Raw genomic sequence first — 19,303 nt, 5'->3', positions numbered from 1 at the left:
AATTGAACTAAGTCGCTGCGCGACGGCCTGCCAAGGCTGTGGCGCAGCGTTTTTCTTTTACTTAAAAAGCAGTAGATAGTGAAACTCTGATGATGTATGTTTAAGTTACCACACCAAAACTGAACATTACCAAAACCACTACTACTGCCATGAAAAGCGTATCATTTATCATTACTTCATACAAGCATTTTTATTGGAATCGTCCACCTCCATGGTTAGGGTAACTATTAGATTACTACTACTTATGGAGGCTTTTTATGTACGAAGAAATACTACAAAGAATTGAAAAGGAATGCGAAATAAGAAATCTTTCGCCAAGAACGTGCTTCATTTATAAGTTTCATACTACTAAGTTCCTGGAGTGGGCAGGTGAAAAGTCTATTTCAGAACTCACCCTTTATGATGTCCGCAATTACATTCTTGAGCGTAGAACTGATGGTGCCACTCCAGGTTACTGCAACTCTATGAGTTCTGCACTATCATTCTTTTTTAAACATCTACTTCATATCCCATGGGATCTTGATATCGTTCCCAGAATGAAGATCGACTGGACATTACCACAGACTCTATCTCTGGAAGAAATTGAAAAGCTCATAGATACTGCTGAAAACATCAGAAACAAAGCCATAATAGCTCTTGTCTATTCTTCCGGTCTACGGGCAGGAGAAGTTGTACGCCTCGCTCCAAGTGATATTTACATGAGTACCATGCAGGTTCATGTTCGTAACAGTAAAAACCGCGGAGATCATTGGACTATTCTTTCTGAAAGAACTTTAGAGCTCTTGAAACAGTATTGGCGTTCATATCCTGTACCACGGGATTATCTTTTTGTTACATTGAAGAATCCTCATGCTCCGCTTCATGTAGGCGGTGTCGAGATCATGATGAAAAGGATAGGCAAAGAAGCTGGTATAGACCTTCATCCTCACATGCTGCGCCACTCCTTCGCCACTCATTTGATTGAGACTCATACTGACAGAGAGTATGTTCAGGCAATGCTTGGTCATAGATCTCCGAATTCGACCCAGGTTTATATCCATGTTTCAAACAAAGCCATCATGGGCGTAAAGAGTCCGTTGGATGCTCCCAAGAAAAAGAAGGGCAAGCGAAAGAAGAAGGAAGGCTGACATGGATAACATAACTATTCAGGATGTTTTTGAACAGTTTCTTCCTACGATTGCTGACAGATCATTTTCTGATGAGCAGTTCAGAGCAATTCAATGCATAAGGTCATGTCGCACAGCAGAAATGGGCGCCCATGTAAGTGAATGTGAATCCTGTCATTCTAAATTTATCCATTACAACTCATGCAAGAACAGGCATTGTCCCATGTGCCAGGCAATGGAGGTTGATGAATGGATAGACTTAAGACGAGAAGATGTCCTTGATGCTCCTTACTTTCATACAGTGTTTACTGTACCAGGGCTTTTATATCCATTGATTTACGCTAATCAGAAACTGCTCTATGATGCCCTTTACCATGCTGCTAATAAGACTATGTCAGAGCTTTCCAAAGATTCCAAGCACTTTGGCGCAAAGATAGGATATATATGTATTCTCCACACATGGGGCTCAAAGCTTAATTATCATCCACATATTCATACGATAGTCTTGGGAGGCGGACTTGATGACAAGAACCATTGGAAGGACAAAGGAAATAAATTTTTTCTGCCTGTGAAGGTTATGTCCGCCGTTTTCAAGAAATACTATCTGGAAGAGCTAAAATCCCTTCATGAGTCCGAAAAGCTGACCTACGCAGGTGGTGCAGAAACACTTAGGAATCAGTATGAATTCAAGTGTCTTCTTGATAAGCTCTACGCTATGGATTGGGTTGTGTATTCCAAACGGACATTTAAAGGAGCTCAGGAAGTCTTTAAATACCTTGGAAAATATACTCACAGGATTGCTATTAGCAACAGGCGTATTCTAAGCATGGATTCTGAGTACGTCACCTTCAGTGCAAAGGACTATCGTACAGATGGTAAATATAGGCCTATGACAATCTCAGGAGAAAAATTTCTGTCCCATTTTTTGCTCCATATACTTCCCAAGGGATTTGTAAGGATACGCTACTATGGCCTTCTTGCCTGTAGATGTAAAACACAGAAAATGACTCTCTGTAGGAATCTGCTCGGCTGTAAACAATATATTTCAAAGCTCAGAGGGAAAACAACCGCAGAAAAGATTAAGATTCTTTATAAACATGACATTTGCAAATGCTCCAAATGTGGTGAACCTCTTATTACTTTTCGTATGAACGGCAGATATATGCTTTGTTGAATAAGTGGATCTCATATCGAAAGACAAGCCTTTTTACGAAGGCTTATTTGTCGTGGAATAAAGACTGTATTTATGCTTTGAGGGTGTCTAAAACCATGAGATAATGATAAGATTTGTTTATGAGGTGGCAGATTGAAATTCCATAGCCACCCGGACGCGACTTAGTTCACTCAGATAAAAATCGGTCTGAAACCCAAACAAAAGGACAGATTTTAGTTATATGAAGTCTGTTTTTTTGTTTGGGCTTACACCGATTGTTTACGTTCCGATTTTATTTGCAAACCTTCTTTACTGTATTTGCTGTTCTCATTGTTAATCTATCTGCAATTTCATTAGTTGCAGTTTTTTTCCACCAATTACATTTTTGATATTGCTGTCTATCGAAAGTCCAAAATATAACATTCTTATACTTTTGCACTTTTTCAAGTTCATCGGAAGGTGGTCCTACCATCTCATATATTTGCTCAGGTGTATCATCTGAAAGAACAAAAATTAAATTATCATATTTTTCTTTACTATTTGACCCCCACCATTCAGGCGCATTAGACAAAATATCATTTAACACATCTGCTTCAACTACATATACTGGAATTCGAAGTTCAAATCTATTTATAATCATATCTTCAATTCTATTCTTAAGATTATTGTCATCAGATAAAAATGTAACATTGCCACTATTCAAATATGTTGACACCTGCGTAAACCCTGCATTTTCAAATTCCAACTTCAAATCAGACATTCTAATTTTGTTTTTACCGCTAATATTTATACCACGAAGAAATGCTATATATTTTTTCATTGAGTCCCCCTTAACCATACAAATTAGGATTATCATCATCTCTACAAAATCGGAAATTCATACTATGATATAATTTGCCTCTAAAAATCCCGATTTGTATCTATTCTCCCATAATCATGTCAGCAACCTGCTCAACAGACAACTCGCCTGTATCTATAACATCTTTCATTGAAGCAAAGTACGGTAATGAAGCCAAACTGACCTCAAGCCACTTGTCCGTTCTCCATTCGCAATTGTGATCATTCTTCCAGCGCTTGATCAGCGCATCTTTGTCACAGATCAATGTAATGCTCTTTACTTCTGCCTTCAAGGCAGTAAGTCCATCAACAATGCTTTGAAATACTTCTCTGTCATCCATCAGCCATACTAGAACAACCATTTTGCACTCACTACATTTCTGATAATTCCCAATCATATGAAGAATGTTATCAACTGCCATTGCTCTTGTTTCACGATTCCCGACAAAAGGATGTATATCCATACACCAATCGCCATCAATGAAAGCTGTTCCGGGATTTTTTTCAGCAATGCGCTTTCCTGTAACCGTCTTCCCAACACCCATTGGGCCGTTGATAATGTATACTTTCATGTTCTATAACTCCTATCATGTCCGCTCCACTAAGCGCTTACTTCCCTGCTTTCACAAATAAAAAATCCGGCCTGTGAAAAAGATCTCTGTACTCCGGATACTTCTGCGCAATTTCTTCAGTCGGATAAGGTTCTTCTATTCTGAGAATCTTAAATCCGCCATCAACGAGCGTATTTACTATAGTTGAAAACATCCTGTGATATCTCTGGACTCCTTCAACAAACCACGTCGATTCATTTCTTTTTTCCACGCAATAATTTGCTAAATTCGCATGGATCTTGTTCCCGTTCTCATCGCGGGTCCACCTGTCACCGGTGCCTGAATAGCATGTCGTGAGCGGATGCTCCTGTGAAAAGATAAAGATTCCGCCGTCACATAACAGCCTGTAAATATTCTTCACAACACCTTGAAAGTCTTCGACATAATGTAGCGCCAGCGAACTGATTGCCACGTCAAATTCGCCGCCTATAGAACCGATATCTTCCATCGGCATTTCAAGATACGTTATGTTTGGATCACTGTTTTTTGCCTTAGCTACGGCGAGCATTTTCTCTGAAATATCAACGCCTGTGACCGCTGTTGCCCCGTGCCTCACATAGTCCTTGCAACGCTCACCGGTTCCGCATCCCAGATCAAGAATTCTTTTACCATTAAGATCAGGAAGAAGCGAACGCAAAGTCGGAAGCTCAAACAGATTATTCTCGTTCACTTCGCACTCACGCAACTTACTATATCCGGTAAAAAAAGTTTCATTGTCAAAAATATTCTGCTTTGCCATCTCCTACCTCCCGGTCACTTTCATTGTTGCCTAACTGTCCTGTAAACTTGATTCCGCATCCCCCACCGGCTACCTGACTGCTTTTAATGTATGAGTCACTTCCCACCGGTTGAGTTCCTCAACCTGCATAAATCCCGCAGCAAGAAGGGCTTCTTTTTCATGTTCAACTGTCAACGGAGTATCATAGTGATAGAATATATCATCCGAAAGATCTTGCTCTTTTCTTATCCGAAGAAGCTCCTGCCTATGGAATTCTTCCTGCTCATCCGAATCCGCAAAATAATCTGTAATAACAAAATAGCCTCTGGGTTTAAGAGCTTTTCTTAGTTTGGTATATAGAGGTATTTTTTCCTCCTTGGTAAAATGATGCAAAGATTCCACAGACACTGCTGCATCAAATACCTCTTCGCCAAAAGGAACATTAAAATACGATCCGCAGATCGTAGTAATATCTTTATCCGAAAACTTCGTCTTAAGCGCTTCAAGCATAGCTTTCGTCAAGTCTATCCCCGTAACACTGCCATACGGATTTACAGCAAAAAACTCTTCTAACTCAAGGCCGGTACCGCAACCAAGATCCAGGACCTTCGCCTTCTTCTCCATAGGTAAAAGTGAAGCCGTATACTTATAAAACGCCGAAGCACCTACAATATTGCTTTTCATATGCTCGTCATATCCGTTAGCACGGGCAGTAAAAAAATCATCCATTTTTTCAAGCATTTTCAGTCACTCCCCCATTTGAATGCATCCGAATCTATTTATCGAACTCTTCCAAGCTCGTCAAATCTTTTCGAAAGTGCGTGCTCTGTCGGAATCATCGCTCCAACAAGCGGAAGTATTTGTGCAATAATAATACCTGTGCCAACAGTTCCGATCTGATCGTAATCTTTTCCCAACACGAATAACATGGGAATTATCGAAAGAGGAATTGAAACCAGCCCGCAAATATACCATATCTTTCCAAAATAGTTGTGAGCAAAATCCCAAGTGTCTTTATTCTGCATGGAACGTTTCGTTCGATAACCAAACACGCCGTTTATATTCTTTGGCGCTTTTTTCATAAACATTTTTCCAAAAAAGATCATGATGCCCGGACAAAGCAAATCCGTTATTGCCATAAAAAACCAGAATCCCATTGTTCTCCTCCGCATATTTGTTTTTTCACAATAATAATCATATCACTTTACCGTCATAGCAAGTTCTATTTCGTCTTCGTCCTCATTCCCGGTTGCCACAAATCCCTTGTCCTCATACATCTTTCTCGCAACGGGATTGTTTTTATTACAGGTTAAAACAACTCTTCCCGAATCGCCGAACGGCTTCGTTTTAATATACTCAAGCACGCGGTCAAGCGCCTCTTTTCCGTAACCATGCCCCTGACAATCTTTATCGATCATCATGTGCCAGATATCATACTCCGGAATATCATAATCATAAATCACCATGACATATCCGACCATCTTCCCTTCCGCATAGATTCCAAACGGCCGGCATTGGTTCCTGTACACATATGCCTGCGCAAGGCTCCGTATCGGATGCGACACAAACTCCTCCTGCCCCGGTGCAAGCTTGAGATTAAATGCATCAATAAAATTTTCTTCTGTTATTTCTTTTAGTTCTACCATAAATTCACTCCCCTATGGGTATCTCCGTATTTAAGCTTTTATTGCGGTAATTGAGATTTGTCCTTAGCGAATATCCCTGCTGTTCCCAAAAATCATTTGCCGTATCATTATCTTTAAAAACAAGTCCGAATATCTTCTGAATTCCTTCTTTCTGTAGCGCTTCCTCAGCTGTTGCTACCAACCGGCCGGCAATTCCTTTGCGCCTAAAGTCCGGATGAACACACATATGATGAACAATCGCGCGACGTCCATCATGTCCCGTCAATATTACTCCGATTATCCTTTCATCCTTTTCTGCCGCAAAACATGTATTGGGATTTCTCTTTAGATATCTGTCAATCCCCTCGCGCGAATCATCGACGGGATTCAGCGCTCTTCTGCTCTGCTCCGTACTATTCCATAATTCATATATATCATCATAGTCTTGAATTGTGACTTTCCTAATATTGTAATCCATAGCTTCTCCTGAAATATTGATATATTTTAATCACTTTAGCCTTCTGCTCAAGTAGTCTTATGATCAAACGCCCCTCTTGCATATTAATACATTCAAAACGCCTTATTTAATATGCTCCTCAGCGGCAATCTTTTACTAACTTGACCACGCTTATAACCTTCACTGCATATTAAAATGAATCATATCATCTCGTTAATATGCCTTTTTGTGCTTTCCATTATCATCTACAGGTAAAAAAAGAAACAAAATGCATACGAACCCTTCCATATCGCAAACTTTAATATGTATCCCTCAAACATTCCGGTCAAAAAACCGTTCTGGCACAGCAAAAAATACATATGAAACATGCCATACAACCACAATCAATATGCTTCCCGCCATAATAATTCATTCAGCGACACATTCAACCAGTCATCTTGCCTTCACACAACCGCTGTGCCTTTAGCTTTTTTCGCCTCCTCAACACCTTGTAAAATTCTAATCTTCATGCTCAACCTTCCGTCCCAAGGAGTCCAAAAACTCCGCAATCTCTTTATTTACCTGCTCCGCATTGTCTCCGTTTGAAAAATGCGATGCATTCTCAATGATATGAAGCGGATAGCCTGTATTCTTTGCCCAAGCCCAGCAATACTGCGTAACCTTCCCTGTTTTGTCTTTATCTCCAAGCAAAATAAGTACAGGACACTTAAGCTCAATATCTCTGTTTTCCAGCGCAAACTTCCCGTACGCGACGTCCATCTGCTCGATGATCTGCGCTTTTGTCATGGACGCCAGAATCTCCAGCATTTTATTATATGAATAATCCGTCAGCGATATCGATTTCGCCATGATCTTTCGAAGCGCCTTGTCAGTGAACATCCGAGCCATCGGCTTAACCTTTGAAAGGCACCACATATCAAACTTGGAATAATATTTTTTCCCAAAAGGTGTAGTATCAAGCGCTATGAAACATTGCGCTTTTTGTGGATACATATGAGCAAACATCTGCGACGGATATCCGCCAAGCGACATGCCTACCAAAGCCGCAGATTCCACGTTTTCCTGCTCCAATATGCTGTTAAGATCCTTCGCTGTATTTGCGAAAGAGAAATCCCTGTAATCTACGGACAGCCCATGAAGCGGAACATCCCATGTAATCACAGTGTATTCCTTCTCAAAATAATCGACCTGCTTCTCGAACATCGTATGATCCGCAGTAACTCCGTGAGTAAAAACTATAGCTCTCTTAGATGTCTCTTTTGGCCGCGAAATCCAGTAATGCACTGCTCCGCCGGCCCCGTTTATTGTCTTATGCTCCATCAGTTCTCCTCAATCGCCCAAATATGTCATCTCAGCCCCTCATCTCACTCCGCAACTCCGCTTTCCAAAACAGAAAACGTCCTCTTATCGCAATCAATCTCTGCCTGCGCACCGTAAGGTAAAATGAACATCGGCGATGAATGCCCGAAATTAAGACCATACATTATAGGCATTTTGCAGGAATACTTCTCGGAAACAATCTGCCGTATGACTTGAGCTTGTTTGGTAAAAGAGCTTTGTTCATTAGCCTTTCCGATAATAATGCCTTTTAGTTTATGCAGGATTTCTTTTTCTCCCAACTTATCAAAAAAAGTTCTTATGAATTCTTCGTCAAAAAATTCAGGGATGTCCTCAACAAATAATATCGCATCTTCATAGTAATCAAGCTCCGGCTCTATCGCCGTACCCTCAAGTTCCATAATGCCCGTGTGACCGCCAAAAAGTCGCCCTGTTATCTGTCCCTGTCCTTGAATAATCTCATATCCGCTACTTGGATAATAACTTCTGATCTTTTTGGAATCAAAATTATCAGACGGCTCAAATGTCCACTCGTCCGCAGGTTCAATGTTTCCAATAACCGAACTGTCAAAAAGCGTTTTTATAAACCACTTTTTACTATATTCATGCCACCCTGCCTGATCTGCAATCTGTGTCAAAAGGTTATCTCCGTAGAAAGTTGCAAGACCGCATTTATAGCATAGTAAATGAATATTCATAACATCGGAATACCCGATAAATATCTTGGGATTATCAGAAATCGATTTATGATCAATAAACGGAATAAGCTTTATGCTGTCACAACCGCCTACATTGGCGATAATCGCATGCACATCCTTATTCTCAAAAGCCCACATAATATCTTCGGCTCTGGCCTGCGGGTTCTTAGACAAATAATCAGAACCTCTCATCGAATTTGGAGCCTCAATGACATTAAGTCCCAATTCCCTCAGCCTTGAAACGCCTAAATCGTATTTCCATTTTATGCCTTCATCTCCGGCCCAACCATTGCAAGGGCTGATCGTTGCGATCGTATCCCCCGGCTTCAATCGGCGCGGCTTTACCAGTTGTCTCATAGTATCTCCTGAAATACAGCTTCCCCAAAATGGTCCACTACCCCCGTCCCCGAGAGTCCATTTCCTTCTCAAGCCACTTCGCAACTCCGTCCTCATTGTTGGACAAAATGACGCCCGTGGCGACTTTCTTCAAATCCTCATGCGCATTGCTGACCGCATATCCTTCATCTGCGGCTTCGAACAGGTCTATATCGTTTTTGCCGTCGCCGAAAGCCACAACTTTATCGCAGCCGATCATCTCACGCAGCTGCCTGACAGCATTTGCCTTTGACGCAGCCTTGGGCAAAATCTCAAGCCACTGATCGCCCGTATAAATATCTTTTTGAAAAACGCAGTGATAATCCCTCTTGTACGCCTCATACATCGGCGCAAGCTTCTCAGTCTCATCGATGCAGGAAATGTAAAAGATATTTCCCTTTTTCAGATTTCTATAATCATCGATCGGATTAGTCCTAATGTCACCTTTGCGGGAATTTATGAATGTGTTCATTCCCTTCGTACATAACTCGGGGACAAAAGAAAACTTCTCTTTCCCATCAACAATCCCATACACGATCGGATATATATCATGTGAAAAAAGATTCTCCAAAACATCATTCACACTCTCATCAAAGTAATTTGCCCGAAGCACTTCCTCTGTGACGTTATCAATGATAAAAGCACCGTTATAAACAATCAGCGGTATCTTTGCGCTAAGCCCTTTAGTGACTTTTTTGGCCGTTATCAGGGAACGTGCCGTTGCATAGGAAAAGAGCATTCCCTTGCTCACAAGCGTATTTATCGTATTGTTCGTATATTCTGACATCTGCTCATTGCTCTGCAGCAAAGTTCCGTCAAGATCTGAAACGTATAATGTTCTCAATAATCATTCTCCAATCTCACGCCTTATCTGCTCCCAGTCAAAACATCTTGTGTAGTTCTCTCCCGGCAGCTCACACTCGTGATTCCACGGCCTGTCGATGACAAGAACCTTAAGCTCAGGCATATGGTCAAAAAACTTGAATGCCATCGGCGAGTCCTCAATCGCATAGTCAAAGCTCATCTTATAGTAATCCTCAAGCTCCAGATTGAAATCGCTGTTCTTGATAAAAGAGTCCCTGCCGTATTTGTTCAGGCAATAAAGCGTCGCACGCTCCAGACCATGCTCATCAAGCCATCTCCTTGATGCCTCATAAGAACTCGACGGACGCCCCGTTATAACAAAAACCTCATGCCCCTTATCGATAAGTTCATTAAGCACTTTAGAAGCCCCCGGAGTTTCATCATAGGAAAGAAGCTCCTCCGTGCGATGCCCCTCAAGCATCAGCTTTTCGTACTCATCATCGGTAAGTTCAAAAGACTGTTGAAGGTTAAAAAAACGCACCTTCTCATACGGAACATCTTTTCCGAAAAACCTTTTTGCGATCACCGTAAATGCTTTTGCCGTCTCGCACAGACAGTCATCAAAATCTACATAAAATTTCATTTTGCAAACCTCATTGTCAATTATGCTTTATCACAACATCTATGAAAACAATGATCTAATCGGCGTTTTCCAATCTTTAAACGCATTCAATATATTCACTGTTTCAAATTATCACATGAAAAATATCACAGTTCGCTTTAATAATTTCGTATCTGCTCACATATCTTGTCTGTAGCTTCGTCAATAAATTGGCTCAGCATGCTCGCCGTAAAAATTTTATTCGAAGACGCATCAACCGTACCTTCAATATTGAACCTATCCCCGATCAGCACATCCTTCATCTCAACCTGATTATCAGCCGTAACGAAATCTTCAAAGTCTGTTTCCTTCGACTCCCGAAGCAGCTTCAAAATCTCTTTTGCCCCGTAAAAATTCTTAAATAGCCATTTATCCAGGCACTGCGCCTCAGGATAATACTTTTCCTTAAACTTATCAAACGTCATCGGCGGAATCATCTTTCTTTTAAGCGCGCTCCAGACCATGAGGTCGTACCAATAGTCAGTCAGATTGTGCACGCACATTCCGGTCAAAAAAGCTCTCGTCTGCGCGTCTTTCTCATTTACAACGTACTTTTTCCAAAAGGCTTCTATGTTCAGGAGCCAATTACCATAATCCTGCGTATCGCCCCATGGTCCGCAGTTTTCAAAACTGTGGGAATGAATTTTTTTCTCCAGATATGCATCCGAAAACCAGACAGAATCAGGCGCAACGGATCCAAGAATATATTCCGCCCTGTTATCCTCTATTCCCAAAATCTCTGCAACCTTGAAGGCAACCGCTAAGTGAGTCATTTGTAAAGCCATTTAATTTCACCTTTTATATTTACTAAACATTTTGATTACAACTTATACTGCATGAAATTCCCGTTGTGCACAAACCCGCACGCCGTGTATAGTTTCACGCCCATATCAGACGCCGTGATCTGAATCGCGCCGCAGCCGTACTGCCTTGCTTCATCGATAACTTTGGTCAAAAGATCTTTTGCAATCCCCTTACGTCTGTAGTTTGGATCTGTGTACATACTAGAAAGAAGCCCGATCTTGCCACTCGGACACCCAAAGTACGGTGGCTTCTCAACAAAAGACATTCCGCTCGTTCCGACAATCTTTTCGCCGTCAAGCGCAAGCCATGATACAAACGTCCCATCCCCTAAATGCCTCTTATAATAATCATTCAGTGCAGGATGCAGATCGATATCTTCTTTCGCACCCTCTTCGCGAAGCTGCGTGATGCGCATTTCAATGAAAGCCTCGAGATCTTTTTCCGTTAATCTTCTGTAGGTAACGTTGTTCATAGACGCCTCCTTAGTATGTCAGTTAAGTGCTTCATTCTTGAAATCCACCCGAACAAGTGCCTTTCCGTTCGGAAGACTTTCTTTCATCTTCGCTTTCTCTAAATAGCCGATCTTCTCCATTGTGGCAACAAGCTCATTTTCCTCCATCTGATGATGAACCTCATCGAGCCTGTCAAAAGAATGAATGTAAGGCGAATCGGAAACCCAGTTGCAGACATCCTCATTGATCTGGATAACGCAAGATACAAAGCGCGGATTCACCGCGGAAACCACCTTTGCAAAAGCATCATATCCGATATACTCGATCAACAGATTTGCTATCAAGAGCTCCACCTGCGGCAACTTCTCAGGTTCAGAAATAAGATCAACCTTAAGAAGCTTAAGCACTCCGTCATCAACTTTATCCGCATACCTTGTTGCCACAGCTTCAAGATACTTCTCATTTATATCAACGCCATAGATCGTTTGATATTTGTCCGGATTCACATGCTCCAGACCGTTTCCGCCCGCGACACCGAGAACCATCGCCGTAGTCACGGGATACTCGTCAAACTGCGCCTTCATCATCGAATTAAGCGTCTGAAGCTGCTTTACGGAATCAAGCTTCATATGATTCTCGTAGTCGTCCAGCCCAATCTCTTCCCATGGATTTTTCATCTTCACTCCTTTTGGACCACTACCCCCGTCCCTGTGGATTATTCTTCTTTGACCCTCTTTCCCGTCATGTGCTCCGGTGTAAACTCAAAGCACTGCACTCGTGGGAAAAAGAACTTGAGCTCTTTTGCAAGAAACTCCTCATCATCCGTGAATTTTTTTACCATGGCAATGCAGATCTTCTTTGCTTTCTCTTCATCTTCCACAAAGCTTATCCTTCCGAAAGTGATAACGCTCTTAAAATTCAGCGCCCACTCGCCCTCTTCACGATATCCCTCATCATAAACGGTATAGCAGGCTTTATCGAAAGACTTGATTGCATCGTTCTTGTGTCCGTCTTTTGCCCCGTGAAAATAAATCTTACCGTCCTCTTCGCAATACCAGTGCACAAGCGGAACTCCGTAAGGATATCCGTCGTCGCCTATAAGCGAAAGCACACCTCTCTTAGTATTCTTGAGAACCTCTATGCATTCTTCATCAGTTATCTGCTGAGTAAATCTTCTCATTTTTCTGAACATATGCGTCCCTCCTGTCAGACCGTAATCTCAATCTGATTTCCTTCAATCCCCACGATGCAGCTCTCGTAGTAGCCATCGCCAGTGGTGCGTGGGCCACTTACAACATCGTAGCCTGCAACCTTGAAAGTTTCCGTAAGCTCATCAACCTTCTCTTTACTGCCCACAGAAAAAGCAATGTGAATAAAGCCAGTACGATTAAGCGTTTTTTCCATATCATACATATCAGGCTTGTTCATCAGCTCCAGCCTCGCCCCGTCATCAAAAGAAATGAAGTACGATCTAAAATCTGTTTTCTCATTATGATAACCGTCGTTGGATGTTCCGCCAAGATATTTCACAAAGAAATCTCTTGCCACCTCCAGCTCATTAACGTACATTGCTACATGCTCTATCTTCATCTGCTGCCTCCTTAGCTGTAACCAGTCTGTCACTCAATCGCTCCGCCATGAAATAAACATTCGTAAACAGTATTACCTTTATAGCTTATGATCTCTTTTCCGCTGAACCACTCAAAATCGCCGTCTACGCTGCACTTGTAATTATAGTCACCGTTGCTGTAATCAGAAGGACCTCTGAAAGGCTTATCCTCCGGAACATGCAAAAGAGCTTCCTTCAGGAAATCTCCACTAAAACCATCTCCGATAACTCTTCCTACATAGTTCATGCTCCAGAACGGCTCGCCATCTTTCCAAAGTGCCTCCTCGCCAGCAAACTTATTGCCGCCAAGATACGTATCATAGTACATGTAATTTCCGTCTTTATAGATCAGATCATGAGATTTTTCTCTGGACGGTGTAGTCTCTGCACCTTTTCCGGCATATGTTGCCTGCTTCGCTTTTATCAAAAAATCTACTATCTTCTTGTCCATTTTTCTTATGTCTCCTAATATAAACCGATGTCAGCTCCGCCTTTCATCAACTATTCCAGCAATCTTCCTTTTTTACGCCTTCTTCATCTTGATGATCATATACACCGGATTTTCAACAAAGCTCTCGTACCTATAAACCTGCGTCTCCTTCCATTCTTCGGGCGCCATCGGCTCACACACCTTCTCAATTTTTAGTCCCGCACCAACTATGGCATTTACATAGTCCGAAAAAGTATGATGATAACTTTTGCTGAGATGATTCTCATAGTCATCGTTGTACTCAAGCCACGGCTGGATGTAAGCCCTCATCGCTTTGTCCATGTATCTGACATTCCACTCTTCGTCCTCAGGAAAAGAACCATCTTCATGCTCAACAGGATACATCGCCGAATATACAGGATTGATCACGGAAAAGATACATTCCCCGCCTTCTTTAAGGCTTTTTGCCACATTCTCAAACAGCTGCTTCAAATTCTCAATGTAATGACTTGTTGTTGATGAAAAAATAAAGTCAACAGGCTCATCTATCACCTCTTTGCAAGTAGCTGCATCATGCTGCACAAATTCAGCCTTTGAACTGTTTGCGCCGGCTTTTTCTCCCGCAATCTTAAGCATTTCTTCCGAAAGGTCGATTCCTACAATCTTTGCCGGCTCACTCTTTTCCAAAAGAAAAGTAAATATCCCCGTACCACAGCCTAAATCCACTACTGTCTTTCCATTTAAATCAGGAAGCATTTCCTTAATGCACGGCCACTCAATGCAGTAGCTATAAGAATCCTCTGCATTGTTAAACTCCTCATATGCCTTTGCCATGCTGTTCCAATCTATTTTTATCTCGTTCATTTCTAATTTCTCCGTTTCAATTATGTATTTGTTTAGTTTCTGTCTTAAACTCCTCAATGAACCCTTCGATGTACTCATGACGATGAAGAGCTATTTTCTTTGCTTCTTCGGTATTCATCTCATCCTTTAACAGCAAGAGCTTGTCATAAAAGTGCTGAATTGAATCATCCAAAGATCTTCCGAGTTTTCCGCCGTACGCAAATGTTCTTGCAATTCCCACTGCACCAATCGCATCAAGCCTGTCCGCATCTTGCACTATCTGCCCTTCAATGCTCTCCGGCCTTTGGCCCCTGTTCTTGCTAAAAGAAACTCCGTTGATAATCGCGCAGATCTGCTCAATCTCTTTTTCTTCAAGATCATTACTTGTCAAAAAAGCTCTCGCATTAGCATTGTCCTTCGTATCAAACAACTTATGATCATCAACATCATGTAATAAAGCCGCAAGCGCCACGACCTCGCTATCACACCTGGGATAACGCTCCGCCAGTCTCATAGCATTTGCATAAACCCGCATCGAATGCGCCGCGTCATGTCCATCTGCGTTATTACTGAAAATTTCCTCTATGTAACTTTTTGCATTTTCAATTATTGAAGTATTCATCTTAGTTTCTCTGCTATTTCCTTTAGTTTGCCATAAATAGGCAGTCGCTCTCAGGCTATAAAAAGCCACTTTACCTGCACCGGTTCTGCCTAGAACATCATTTAAAATATTTTAGGCAGAGAATTTTGAGCTATTTTTCCCCGTGAGCCCTCACTCGGACTGCTCATATCTCATCCTTCAATAGTATAGGCAGGCACTCCATTCTGCTTATTTTATCATTTCGCTACATATAAGCAGTGATTTCCCTACATTTTTAAGCTATTTCACCTCAAAATGCACTGCCTATCTTCTTACTTCATGAGAAATGAGCAGGCCATCTTAACCATTTCACAATTTTATTCTTGGTTTTTGCACTTCTCCTCAATCCTTCACCGGCGCAATATCATCTCTGCACTTCTCATCATTCCTTTACCGATACAATAACATTTCTACACCTCTCCTCATTCCTTCACCGGCGCAGTCACTTCCACATGATTTCCTTCGGAATCAACGAACTCCGCGACCCAGTTATTTTTTATCCGAGTCAAAGAAAAGCAAATTTCCTTTCCCACAAGCTTAGCCTTAAGCTCATCCACACTTTCAAAGCTTACACTTGGCAAACAATTGCTTCCAAATACATGCTCTTCATTCATCTTCTGATAAGCAAACAAGCCATACCTAAATCCGCCGATATCAAAAACGCTATATATCTCGTCACGTTCAGTAACGGGGCAGGCAAAAAAATCCTCATAAAACCTTACGGCCCGCTCCATATCTTTTACGCAAATATATAATGACGTTATCTTGCAGTTCATACACTCCTCCGGTCAATTTCTATATATCTCTTTCAATTAACTCTCACGCCCTGCTCGCCCATTCCAATATTGCTGCCTTATCGAACCCATTCAGGTTCTCCGGAATCTCCGATTTCTTGAAGAATCTGTGCTCGATAACCTCTTTGGGGTCTCCTTCGATTTCACCTTCGTATTCTGTGGTCAAAAAAATAATTCCCGGGCCGAAAGTCACATCCCCGTTCGGGTACTCAATAATGCAGTCGCGCCCCGAGCAAAGCTTAAAGATTTCGAGTTTTCCGAGCGAAAGCCCCGACTCCTCTTTGACTTCTCTTTTTGCAGCTTCTTCAAAAGTCTCTCCCATCTCCATCGCGCCGCCGATCAGTGCCCAGCAACCGTTGTCGCGTCTTTTCTGTAAAAGAATCTCTCCATTGGCATTTTCAATTATCACTCCGCACGAGCAAGACATAATCGGCGCATGTCCGACGTACTTGCGCATCTCCATGATGTAGCCATGTTCCTTGTACAGCTTGATATAGTCAGTGATTGATAGATTTCTGTCTGCATTGAAAGCATTGGCTGTATCTTTTTCATCAATGTATTTCTCAGCTTTATCAATGAATTTGATAATTTTCTTGATATAACGCACTCCTTTGATAACACACATAACAATCGCTGCTAAAAGAAGTATCCTAAGTATCAAATTAACTATTGTCATAAATGTAAGCAACCAATCTGTTGTAATCAACTCTGTTGTGGCCATACCTTTCCTCCCTCCGAACGCCAAAACTCATTCCTTACACCCCACACCATCTTCAGTTCTTACTTAAACTTATAATCCCCGAACAATATGACTTTTGCTCGAACTCAAGCTCAGGAAACGCCTTGCGAAGTTCATCTATCACAAAATAGATTTCATCCTCATCCCAGGCACGGCCGGCCTCTTCTTTGCACTTCTCAAGTTCGCTTCTCGTCTCAAACGCCACATCTCCGATTAGGAGCTTTCCGCCATCATCAAGAAGATCCAGTAATTCCTTGAAGAAAAAGACCTTCTTCTCATCCGTCAAATGGTGCAACGAATATGTTCCCAAGATAAAATCATACTTGCGCGAACTAAGCTCCGTAACAAGCCCCTTTGAAAAATCGCCTTGATACAAATTCGCATCGGGCATTTTTTCTTTTGCAAGCTCAATCATTCTCTGAGAAAAGTCCTGTCCGTACACGTCGCATCCATTCTCATAAAGCTTGGTCGTAAGCGTTCCCGTCCCAAATCCAATGTCCAGAACAGCAGCATTTTCTTTGTGCATAATCTCATCAAAAATGCCACCAAGAACGCTCTTATATCCCGCAAACGGATAGGTATTTGCCTCCTCTGAAATACCTACCTCCTTGTCATAGCCGTCAGCCCATAAGTTAAATCCCTTGTTGTCTAGCATTTGTTTCCTCCGGTCATTCTCTATAATGTCTTTTTAATTAAGTCTCAGTCTGCATCCGCGCAATCTCTGATCACCTGTACCACCTCTTTCGGCAGGCACAGAGTCTCATCTTCCACATCTTCTTTTACATGCATCCAGTCATCATCCGGGAGACTAAAGTCGAACGCGGTCAAAAAATCTTCTTTCGGAAGTTTACCCGTTATCACTTTGGTAAGAACTGTCGCAACAAGATAGTCGCCGACAGCTGATGCATGCGCGCCGTCGCGGTAATAAAGGTCAACCTCAGGCATATCAGAAAGCAAATTCAAAACTCGCTCCCATACTTCCCCGATTGGCACAAGCAAAACTCCCTGCTTCTCCGCAATTGCCCTGTACCTTTGATTCATCTTCGCCTGATTTTTCGGCTTTGCCTTCTCTGCCCAGGTCTCAAATATAATTGGCTTTGTTCCCACTTTTTTACACAGCTTGATTATCCTGTCCGCACACTCTACCGTATCCTTCTCGGGCGGCATCGGATGCGCCTGCTCCTGAATAACACAGTAGTCATACCTGCCATGCAGGATGTTAAATCTCACCGCAAAATATTCTTCCTCCAAGTGCCACTTAAGCGGCCTTGCGGAATAAGCCAACGCGAATACCTCACATGCTTCTCCCGTCGCATCCTCGATCATACGCCTTGCCAGCTCCGGCATATCATTCATATATGTGTGGCTGTTTCCGATAAATAAAATCTTCTTCATTGTTCTTTGCTCCATTATTTCAAGCATAATCTTTTACGTAACTTCTTTTCCGATTAAAAAAATTACTTCAAGAAACACATTAAATACTGATACTGCACTCTCAACAAATTCTCTACTGTAAATCCTCTTTCGAAACCTCGATAGACGGATAATGCTCTAACGCTGTCAGATCTGTCTCCATCGGCGTTGTGTATTCCATATAGAACTTATCCGGATTAGCCTTTTGCAATTCATCGAGTTTCTCCTTTATCTTAAGCTCATCAGAAGAAACATAGACAACCGATACAACTCCGACCTTCTCCGCATCTGCGTCATCTTTTTCCACAACTTCGCCGCAGAGAATCATATTAACTTTCTCATTCTTTGAACCGACATCTGCCAGAATCCCATACTTATCGGGCCTTCTGTACTTATCGCCCATGATATCATTTCTTCTGTGCGCACGCAGACAATCAAGGTCAAGCTCAGCGACATACACGCCTGATTCGCCCGAAGCCTCGAATACGCACATATCCCTGACTCCGTCTTCATTCCACGGAACTCCGTCAAAAAGCGTCGAGTGTCCGTTGCAGTCAGGATGCCCCTCAGGGTAGTTGCAGGTCGCCACAGCAACCATGTTCTCGTAAGCTCTTGTCCTAATCGCCGACAATCTGTTGATTTCCATCGGACAGGCATTCGGCGCCAAAATAAGCTCTGCGCCCTTAAGCATCAGTATCCTTGCACTCTCTGGAAACTCCCTGTCAAAGCAGATCATCGATCCGATTTTCACCGTCCCTCTTCCAAAATCAAGCTCGGCCGTGTAATAGTCATCCCCGCCCGAAAGCACTTTTTCAAGGTCAAAAGCACAGGTGTGAACCTTTGAATAATGCAGGATTTCTTTTCCATCTTTATCAAAAATAATCACGGAATTAAGAGGCTTTGGATCATTTGCCTCAAGAAAAGTAATTCCTATTGCCATCTGCAGCTCTGCCGCAAGCGCACGGAATTCTTCAATAAAATCGCTATTCTTCGAGATTGCAAGATTCTTGAGCTCCGCCTTGTCCTGAGGCAGGCGATACCCATCACTCCACATCTCGGGGAAAAGAGCTATATCCGCGCCTTTTTCTTTTGCCTCGACGCACGCCTTTTTCCCAAGCGCAAGGTTTTCTTCGATGTCTGTCCCGGGATGTATTTGCAAAAAACCTATTCTAATATTCATTTCCCCCTCCGTCATT

26 protein-coding genes are annotated in these 19,303 nt (G+C 42.2%); 2 read left to right on the top strand and 24 right to left on the bottom strand.

What is annotated here, in order from left to right:
• Positions 1-257: 257 nt before the first annotated feature.
• Together BM398_RS10675 and BM398_RS10670 are read left to right on the top strand one after the other, a co-directional pair.
• Positions 258-1,127 (top strand): tyrosine-type recombinase/integrase, encoded by an 870-nt coding sequence (locus BM398_RS10675; protein ID WP_092337657.1) that lies wholly within the window; start codon positions 258-260, stop codon positions 1,125-1,127.
• 1 nt (position 1,128) lies between these two features.
• Entirely contained in the window at positions 1,129-2,280 is a 1,152-nt protein-coding gene (locus BM398_RS10670) for an IS91 family transposase (RefSeq protein WP_092337656.1), read from the top strand.
• A 271-nt stretch (positions 2,281-2,551) separates the two neighbouring features.
• Here BM398_RS10670 and BM398_RS10665 read toward each other — a convergent pair whose 3' ends face one another.
• The 24 genes from BM398_RS10665 to BM398_RS10545 all read right to left on the bottom strand — a co-directional run bounded on the left by BM398_RS10665 (position 2,552) and on the right by BM398_RS10545 (position 19,287).
• Positions 2,552-3,079, bottom strand: coding sequence for a DUF1697 domain-containing protein (locus BM398_RS10665; protein ID WP_092337655.1), 528 nt, complete (start codon positions 3,077-3,079; stop codon positions 2,552-2,554).
• A gap of 100 nt (positions 3,080-3,179) precedes the next feature.
• A complete protein-coding gene (locus tag BM398_RS10660; RefSeq protein WP_092337654.1) occupies positions 3,180-3,668 on the bottom strand; it encodes an AAA family ATPase in 489 nt (162 codons plus the stop codon).
• Between the two features lie 37 nt (positions 3,669-3,705).
• Positions 3,706-4,446 (bottom strand): class I SAM-dependent methyltransferase, encoded by a 741-nt coding sequence (locus BM398_RS10655; RefSeq protein ID WP_092337653.1) that lies wholly within the window; start codon positions 4,444-4,446, stop codon positions 3,706-3,708.
• Positions 4,447-4,515: 69 nt separating this feature from the next.
• Complete coding sequence (locus BM398_RS10650; RefSeq protein ID WP_092337652.1) at positions 4,516-5,166, bottom strand: class I SAM-dependent methyltransferase; 651 nt, start codon at positions 5,164-5,166, stop codon at positions 4,516-4,518.
• A gap of 38 nt (positions 5,167-5,204) precedes the next feature.
• Positions 5,205-5,582: an SdpI family protein gene (locus BM398_RS10645; protein ID WP_092337651.1), complete on the bottom strand. Its 378-nt coding sequence runs from the start codon at positions 5,580-5,582 to the stop codon at positions 5,205-5,207.
• Positions 5,583-5,624: 42 nt separating this feature from the next.
• Positions 5,625-6,071, bottom strand: a complete 447-nt coding sequence (locus BM398_RS10640; RefSeq protein ID WP_092337650.1) for a GNAT family N-acetyltransferase — start codon at positions 6,069-6,071, stop codon at positions 5,625-5,627.
• Positions 6,072-6,075: 4 nt separating this feature from the next.
• The gene (locus tag BM398_RS10635) at positions 6,076-6,528 is read right to left on the bottom strand and encodes a GNAT family N-acetyltransferase (RefSeq protein ID WP_092337649.1); all 453 of its coding nucleotides are present in this window, start codon (positions 6,526-6,528) and stop codon (positions 6,076-6,078) included.
• 477 nt (positions 6,529-7,005) lie between these two features.
• Entirely contained in the window at positions 7,006-7,827 is an 822-nt protein-coding gene (locus BM398_RS10630; protein ID WP_092337648.1) for an alpha/beta fold hydrolase, read from the bottom strand.
• Positions 7,828-7,871: 44 nt separating this feature from the next.
• On the bottom strand, positions 7,872-8,900 hold the full coding sequence (locus BM398_RS10625; protein WP_175531913.1) for a S66 family peptidase: 1,029 nt from the start codon (positions 8,898-8,900) through the stop codon (positions 7,872-7,874).
• Between the two features lie 37 nt (positions 8,901-8,937).
• A complete protein-coding gene (locus BM398_RS10620) occupies positions 8,938-9,762 on the bottom strand; it encodes an HAD family hydrolase (RefSeq protein ID WP_092337646.1) in 825 nt (274 codons plus the stop codon).
• 3 nt (positions 9,763-9,765) lie between these two features.
• Positions 9,766-10,365, bottom strand: coding sequence for a 5' nucleotidase, NT5C type (locus tag BM398_RS10615; RefSeq protein ID WP_092337645.1), 600 nt, complete (start codon positions 10,363-10,365; stop codon positions 9,766-9,768).
• Positions 10,366-10,502: 137 nt separating this feature from the next.
• Entirely contained in the window at positions 10,503-11,168 is a 666-nt protein-coding gene (locus BM398_RS10610; protein ID WP_092337644.1) for a zinc dependent phospholipase C family protein, read from the bottom strand.
• 35 nt (positions 11,169-11,203) lie between these two features.
• Complete coding sequence (locus BM398_RS10605) at positions 11,204-11,659, bottom strand: GNAT family N-acetyltransferase (RefSeq protein ID WP_092337643.1); 456 nt, start codon at positions 11,657-11,659, stop codon at positions 11,204-11,206.
• Between the two features lie 18 nt (positions 11,660-11,677).
• Positions 11,678-12,316, bottom strand: a complete 639-nt coding sequence (locus BM398_RS10600; protein ID WP_092337642.1) for a methyltransferase type 11 — start codon at positions 12,314-12,316, stop codon at positions 11,678-11,680.
• Between the two features lie 38 nt (positions 12,317-12,354).
• A complete protein-coding gene (locus BM398_RS10595) occupies positions 12,355-12,831 on the bottom strand; it encodes a pyridoxamine 5'-phosphate oxidase family protein (RefSeq protein WP_092337641.1) in 477 nt (158 codons plus the stop codon).
• Between the two features lie 14 nt (positions 12,832-12,845).
• Complete coding sequence (locus BM398_RS10590; protein ID WP_092337640.1) at positions 12,846-13,229, bottom strand: VOC family protein; 384 nt, start codon at positions 13,227-13,229, stop codon at positions 12,846-12,848.
• A 29-nt stretch (positions 13,230-13,258) separates the two neighbouring features.
• Positions 13,259-13,699, bottom strand: coding sequence for a DUF5680 domain-containing protein (locus tag BM398_RS10585; protein WP_092337639.1), 441 nt, complete (start codon positions 13,697-13,699; stop codon positions 13,259-13,261).
• Positions 13,700-13,771: 72 nt separating this feature from the next.
• Positions 13,772-14,542 (bottom strand): class I SAM-dependent DNA methyltransferase, encoded by a 771-nt coding sequence (locus BM398_RS10580; protein WP_175531912.1) that lies wholly within the window; start codon positions 14,540-14,542, stop codon positions 13,772-13,774.
• A gap of 16 nt (positions 14,543-14,558) precedes the next feature.
• Positions 14,559-15,143: an HD domain-containing protein gene (locus BM398_RS10575; RefSeq protein ID WP_092337637.1), complete on the bottom strand. Its 585-nt coding sequence runs from the start codon at positions 15,141-15,143 to the stop codon at positions 14,559-14,561.
• 440 nt (positions 15,144-15,583) lie between these two features.
• On the bottom strand, positions 15,584-15,937 hold the full coding sequence (locus tag BM398_RS10570; RefSeq protein WP_092337636.1) for a VOC family protein: 354 nt from the start codon (positions 15,935-15,937) through the stop codon (positions 15,584-15,586).
• Positions 15,938-15,980: 43 nt separating this feature from the next.
• Complete coding sequence (locus BM398_RS17500) at positions 15,981-16,676, bottom strand: NUDIX hydrolase (RefSeq protein WP_092337635.1); 696 nt, start codon at positions 16,674-16,676, stop codon at positions 15,981-15,983.
• A gap of 52 nt (positions 16,677-16,728) precedes the next feature.
• Entirely contained in the window at positions 16,729-17,349 is a 621-nt protein-coding gene (locus tag BM398_RS10560; RefSeq protein ID WP_092337634.1) for a class I SAM-dependent methyltransferase, read from the bottom strand.
• Between the two features lie 44 nt (positions 17,350-17,393).
• Positions 17,394-18,089, bottom strand: a complete 696-nt coding sequence (locus tag BM398_RS10555) for an SGNH/GDSL hydrolase family protein (protein WP_092337633.1) — start codon at positions 18,087-18,089, stop codon at positions 17,394-17,396.
• A 112-nt stretch (positions 18,090-18,201) separates the two neighbouring features.
• A complete protein-coding gene (locus BM398_RS10545; protein ID WP_242949804.1) occupies positions 18,202-19,287 on the bottom strand; it encodes a carbon-nitrogen hydrolase family protein in 1,086 nt (361 codons plus the stop codon).
• Positions 19,288-19,303: the final 16 nt, after the last annotated feature.

The organism is Butyrivibrio sp. M55 (assembly GCF_900116865.1).
Lineage (GTDB): Bacteria > Bacillota > Clostridia > Lachnospirales > Lachnospiraceae > Butyrivibrio.
This window is presented reverse-complemented; position numbering and strand designations above follow the sequence as displayed.

Coding starts and splice junctions, on each gene's coding strand:
- BM398_RS10650 (WP_092337652.1), bottom strand. CDS start 5,166: ATGCTTGAAAAAATGGATGATTTTTTTACTGCCCGTGCTAACGGATAT.
- BM398_RS10570 (WP_092337636.1), bottom strand. CDS start 15,937: ATGAACTGCAAGATAACGTCATTATATATTTGCGTAAAAGATATGGAG.
- BM398_RS10625 (WP_175531913.1), bottom strand. CDS start 8,900: ATGAGACAACTGGTAAAGCCGCGCCGATTGAAGCCGGGGGATACGATC.
- BM398_RS10580 (WP_175531912.1), bottom strand. CDS start 14,542: ATGAACGAGATAAAAATAGATTGGAACAGCATGGCAAAGGCATATGAG.
- BM398_RS10585 (WP_092337639.1), bottom strand. CDS start 13,699: ATGGACAAGAAGATAGTAGATTTTTTGATAAAAGCGAAGCAGGCAACA.
- BM398_RS10615 (WP_092337645.1), bottom strand. CDS start 10,365: ATGAAATTTTATGTAGATTTTGATGACTGTCTGTGCGAGACGGCAAAA.
- BM398_RS10655 (WP_092337653.1), bottom strand. CDS start 4,446: ATGGCAAAGCAGAATATTTTTGACAATGAAACTTTTTTTACCGGATAT.
- BM398_RS10630 (WP_092337648.1), bottom strand. CDS start 7,827: ATGGAGCATAAGACAATAAACGGGGCCGGCGGAGCAGTGCATTACTGG.
- BM398_RS10640 (WP_092337650.1), bottom strand. CDS start 6,071: ATGGTAGAACTAAAAGAAATAACAGAAGAAAATTTTATTGATGCATTT.
- BM398_RS10660 (WP_092337654.1), bottom strand. CDS start 3,668: ATGAAAGTATACATTATCAACGGCCCAATGGGTGTTGGGAAGACGGTT.
- BM398_RS10560 (WP_092337634.1), bottom strand. CDS start 17,349: ATGCTAGACAACAAGGGATTTAACTTATGGGCTGACGGCTATGACAAG.
- BM398_RS10675 (WP_092337657.1), top strand. CDS start 258: ATGTACGAAGAAATACTACAAAGAATTGAAAAGGAATGCGAAATAAGA.
- BM398_RS10575 (WP_092337637.1), bottom strand. CDS start 15,143: ATGAATACTTCAATAATTGAAAATGCAAAAAGTTACATAGAGGAAATT.
- BM398_RS10645 (WP_092337651.1), bottom strand. CDS start 5,582: ATGGGATTCTGGTTTTTTATGGCAATAACGGATTTGCTTTGTCCGGGC.
- BM398_RS10555 (WP_092337633.1), bottom strand. CDS start 18,089: ATGAAGAAGATTTTATTTATCGGAAACAGCCACACATATATGAATGAT.
- BM398_RS10665 (WP_092337655.1), bottom strand. CDS start 3,079: ATGAAAAAATATATAGCATTTCTTCGTGGTATAAATATTAGCGGTAAA.
- BM398_RS10545 (WP_242949804.1), bottom strand. CDS start 19,287: ATGAATATTAGAATAGGTTTTTTGCAAATACATCCCGGGACAGACATC.
- BM398_RS10635 (WP_092337649.1), bottom strand. CDS start 6,528: ATGGATTACAATATTAGGAAAGTCACAATTCAAGACTATGATGATATA.
- BM398_RS10610 (WP_092337644.1), bottom strand. CDS start 11,168: ATGGCTTTACAAATGACTCACTTAGCGGTTGCCTTCAAGGTTGCAGAG.
- BM398_RS17500 (WP_092337635.1), bottom strand. CDS start 16,676: ATGGCCACAACAGAGTTGATTACAACAGATTGGTTGCTTACATTTATG.
- BM398_RS10590 (WP_092337640.1), bottom strand. CDS start 13,229: ATGAAGATAGAGCATGTAGCAATGTACGTTAATGAGCTGGAGGTGGCA.
- BM398_RS10670 (WP_092337656.1), top strand. CDS start 1,129: ATGGATAACATAACTATTCAGGATGTTTTTGAACAGTTTCTTCCTACG.
- BM398_RS10605 (WP_092337643.1), bottom strand. CDS start 11,659: ATGAACAACGTTACCTACAGAAGATTAACGGAAAAAGATCTCGAGGCT.
- BM398_RS10600 (WP_092337642.1), bottom strand. CDS start 12,316: ATGAAAAATCCATGGGAAGAGATTGGGCTGGACGACTACGAGAATCAT.
- BM398_RS10595 (WP_092337641.1), bottom strand. CDS start 12,831: ATGTTCAGAAAAATGAGAAGATTTACTCAGCAGATAACTGATGAAGAA.